The sequence below is a fragment of the bacterium genome (assembly GCA_029210965.1).
Lineage (GTDB): Bacteria > BMS3Abin14 > BMS3Abin14 > BMS3Abin14 > BMS3Abin14 > JALHUC01.
Genome location: JARGFZ010000135.1, coordinates 1 through 622, shown reverse-complemented (window position 1 = coordinate 622; position 622 = coordinate 1). Strand labels below are relative to the sequence as shown.

Sequence of the window (622 nt, the reverse complement as noted above, 5' to 3'; positions counted from 1 at the left end):
GAGGGACCGGATGATATCCTCCATTTCCAACTCGAAATCCACATCGAAACTCAACCTGGAGCTGTAGGTTTCAGACCAGCTCAAACGGTAGTCCTGATTATAGGTGTCGATGATGCTCTCGATGCCGGGAAGGAGAGTTTCCTCCCGTGCGAAGTCGTTGGATATGGAAAACTTGGGCGAGTCTGCCATGAGTCTACCATCCGGTATGATCGAACTGAGCGACAGGACAGCGGCCAGGACGGAAATCCACCGAAAATCGAATTTTGACGTCCTCAAGCGGCCCGGCTCCTTTCGACCACTGAACGAAAAAAACTCTCGAAGTGTCACTATCCCTGGTCGATACCGTTTATAGACAAAGCAGTAAACTTATCTATGCCTGCAATTGCCATTCCTACCAGCGGATGTTTTCAAACGCTCGTAACTTAGCATATTCAAAGCCCTTTTACCACCGATTCCATTGTGATTTGTTTCACCATGTAATTCCGGGTGTTATTTCGCTCAAACAACCGGAAAAGTGGGTGGAATACCCCAAAGTCGTGCTCGGACCGTTAAAGGCGGCCTCTCGCAGGGAACCCAAGCGCGCCAAGAAATACGATGAACAGGATGCTGGCTGCAAACGCGG

The 622-nt window shown here is 49.8% G+C and carries 1 protein-coding gene; it reads right to left on the bottom strand.

All coding sequences use genetic code 11. The annotated features are described in order from the left end of the window. Positions 1-276, bottom strand: a 276-nt coding sequence (locus P1S59_14640; protein MDF1527462.1) for a hypothetical protein, incomplete at its 3' end; no start/stop codon positions are given. Between the last annotated feature and the right edge of the window lie 346 nt (positions 277-622).